This is a genomic window from Sulfurovum sp. (assembly GCF_041551015.1).
Taxonomy (GTDB): Bacteria; Campylobacterota; Campylobacteria; order Campylobacterales; family Sulfurovaceae; genus Sulfurovum.
Genome location: NZ_JBFENQ010000171.1, coordinates 1 through 3,390, shown reverse-complemented (window position 1 = coordinate 3,390; position 3,390 = coordinate 1). Strand labels below are relative to the sequence as shown.

3 protein-coding genes are annotated in these 3,390 nt (G+C 39.3%); all 3 read left to right on the top strand.

Features of this window, described 5'->3' with window-relative positions; genetic code table 11:
- Positions 1-1,177, top strand: a 1,177-nt coding sequence (locus ABZC96_RS09245) for a ribonuclease J (RefSeq protein WP_373030646.1), incomplete at its 5' end; no start/stop codon positions are given.
- A 102-nt stretch (positions 1,178-1,279) separates the two neighbouring features.
- Positions 1,280-2,248 (top strand): SIS domain-containing protein, encoded by a 969-nt coding sequence (locus ABZC96_RS09240; protein WP_373030644.1) that lies wholly within the window; start codon positions 1,280-1,282, stop codon positions 2,246-2,248.
- Positions 2,249-2,344: 96 nt separating this feature from the next.
- Positions 2,345-3,223, top strand: coding sequence for a pseudouridine synthase (locus tag ABZC96_RS09235; protein ID WP_373030642.1), 879 nt, complete (start codon positions 2,345-2,347; stop codon positions 3,221-3,223).
- Positions 3,224-3,390: the final 167 nt, after the last annotated feature.

Genomic DNA, 3,390 nt, shown 5'->3' with positions numbered 1-3,390 from the left:
TAAAATTGACCATACACCAGTAGATGACTACACGATGGACTTGCACCGATATGCGTATTATGGAGCTAAAGGTGTACTTTGTCTTTTCTCTGATTCAACCAACTCACACAACCCTGGATTTACGAAAAGTGAAAAAGTGGTTGGAAAAACATTTGACTCACTTTTTGACCTTGCAAAAGGAAGAGTCATTATGTCCACATTCTCTTCAAATGTACACCGTATCTTCCAGGCAATGGAAAGAGCAGTAAAACACGGTAGAAAGATCTGTGTTATCGGCCGTTCAATGGAGAGAAATGTTGAAACCAACAGAGCACTTGGATTTGTAGATATTGAAGACAAACACTTTATAGAAGTACATGAAGTACCAAAATATGCTGATCATGAGGTACTTATTGTAACTACTGGTTCACAAGGTGAGACCATGGCGGCACTTAACCGTATGGCAACCGATGAGCATAGACATATCAAACTTAAACCGTCTGATACTGTTATCATCTCTGCTTCAGCTATTCCTGGAAATGAAGCATCTGTTTCAGGGCTCATGAATAAGCTTATCAAAGCAGGTGTAACGGTACGATATAAAGAGTTTGGAGATATTCACGTTTCTGGTCACGCAGCACAAGAGGAGCAAAAGCTCATCTTGAGACTCATTCAACCTAAATTCTTCTTGCCAGTGCATGGTGAGTACAACCATATCGCCAAACATGCTAAAACAGCTGTAGAATGTGGTGTAGATGAAAGAAATATCTTACTGATGAGTGATGGGGATCAAGTGGAGATCACAACAAAGTACCTCAAAAAAGTGAAAACAGTCAAAAGTGGTAAAACATATATTGACAACCAAAACAATATGACGATTGAAAATGATGTTGTACTTGACAGACAAAAACTTGCTGAAGACGGTATCGTTAATGTCGTAGCACAGATTTCACAAAGTAACCAGAAAGTAATAGGTAAACCAGTAGTTTCTTCACATGGTCTTGTTCCAGATAAAGAAGATAAGAAGTTTGCAAAAGAGATAGAAGTACTTCTTGAGACTATGATGTTAAACATGAAACCTGAAGCGTTGAAAAACCATAGAGATATTGAAAACGATATACGCTCAGCAGTTAGAAAGCATGTTGTTCGTACGAAAAAGAGATACCCGCTTATTATCCCTACTATCTTCATTGTTTAACCTACTTCTGCCTCAGGGCAGAAGCTATCAAAAGAAAAGTCAACATGTCTCCTTGTCTACTAATTATGCTATAATCATTTAAAAATATATAAAGACTTAACTATGGATCTTATCAAAATTGCGCAAGAAACTTTTCACATTGAAGCAGATGCCTTATACAAAGCTGCCGAACGTTTAGACCAAAATTTTCTGGATGCCATTTCGCTTATATTAGGGACAAAAGGGAAGCTGATTATCACAGGTGTAGGAAAGTCTGGACTCGTAGGTGCTAAAATGGCTGCTACCTTCGCGAGTACTGGTACATCGAGTTTCTTTTTGCACCCGACAGAAGCACTTCATGGAGACTTGGGGATGATAGGAAAAGGCGATACCTTACTTGCCATAAGCAGCAGTGGGGAGAGTGAAGAACTTACCAAAATTCTTCCTCATATCAAACGTTTTGATATCCCACTTATTGGGCTAACAGGAAATGAGCATTCATCACTTGGCTCTTATGCTGATGTTTTTCTTGATATTTCTGTAGAAAAAGAAGCCTGTCCTCTAGGTGCTGCGCCTACGACATCAACCACACTGACCATGGCATTGGGTGATGCTTTGGCTGTAGCACTCATGGAAGAAAGAGGGTTTAAACAAGAGGATTTTGCCTCTTTCCACCCTGGAGGCTCGCTGGGAAGAAAACTTTTTGTAAAGATTAAAGATCTCATGAGAACAACAGACCTACCTATCATCAGTCATACGACCACGCTGAAAGATGCTATTGTGGCGATGAGTGAAGGGAAACTGGGTACGGTACTCATTGTAGATGAGACAGATACATTTATCGCTATATTAAGTGATGGTGACCTTAGACGTGCACTAATGAAAGAAGGATTTAGCTTAGACCATCTGGCTATCGAATATGCTAGCAAAGATCCTAAGAGTTATACAAATACAGAGCTACTGGCAAGTGATGCCCTTGAAATAATAGAAGACGGGCGAATACAACTTTTGCCTATCACAAATGAAACCGGCAACATCATCGGTGTACTACACATCCATGATCTGATCAATGCCGGAATTAAAAGTAAATAAGAATACGATTGATCGTATGAGCCATCTGCTGAAGATGACACAGCGTCAGCGTAGCATGGGGAGTTTTACTTTACATGCGTCATAAAGGATAATACAATGAGACTAAACAAATATATATCACATAACACAAAATACTCAAGACGAGAAGCCGATAAACTCATAGAAGAGGGAGAGGTCACTTTAAACAAAAAAGTCTTGAAAGACTTTGGCTATGAAGTTGAAGAAGGTGACCATATCTATGTGAAAGGTAGGCCCGTTAAAGAGAGTAAAGAACTTACTATCATAGTTTATAATAAGCCGAAAGGTGTACTGGTAACAAAAAAAGATGATAGAGGTCGTGCAACAATCTATCATAAGCTTCCAGGCAAATACAGACACTTTGTACCTGTAGGTAGACTGGACTATGCATCTGAAGGACTTTTGCTCTTGACAGACTCCCCAGAGGTTGCAACTGCACTTATGGAGAGTGATTTAGACCGTACCTATAATCTGAAGATAGATAAACCTATCACTCCTGAAATGATCACTGCAATGAAAGAGGGTCTTGTACTTGATGATGCACGTGCAGGTGCCCATGAAAAAAGCAAGATCTACCGTATGGAATTTGCCCCTTTTGCACACTTTGAAGTAAGAGCAGAGGGACAAAACTTTTCAAAGCTTCGTGTAACCATCACAGAGGGTAAAAACAGAGAGCTTAGACGATTCTTTGCACATTTTGAAGCAAAAGTGCTTGATCTAAAACGTGTCGCCTTTGGAGGTATAGAATTAAACAATCTACCTACGAACAAAACACGTTACTTTACACGTAGAGAATATGATGATGTGCATAAATTCATGAAACGCAGAAAAGCAAATGCAGAAGCGGAGGCAAAGAACAAAGCCAATGCACGAAAACAAGAAGAAAAAAACAGACGTGAAAAAGAGTTTGAAGAAAAAAAATCTGACAAATCAAAAAAGTTTAATAAAAAAGATTAAGTTTTGCCAAACCTTGCACTGAAATATCGTCCCAAAACACTTGATACCCTTATAGGTCAATCACACCTTTTAGGTGACAGTGCCATATTAAAAAAGCTCATCATCACAGATACCCTCTCCCATACTTTCTTTTATGGACCACCGGGCTGTGGAAAGACAACCCTTGC

Excerpts from the sequence above, each read along its gene's own strand:
- ABZC96_RS09240 (WP_373030644.1), top strand. The coding sequence starts at position 1,280 with ATGGATCTTATCAAAATTGCGCAAGAAACTTTTCACATTGAAGCAGAT.
- ABZC96_RS09235 (WP_373030642.1), top strand. The coding sequence starts at position 2,345 with ATGAGACTAAACAAATATATATCACATAACACAAAATACTCAAGACGA.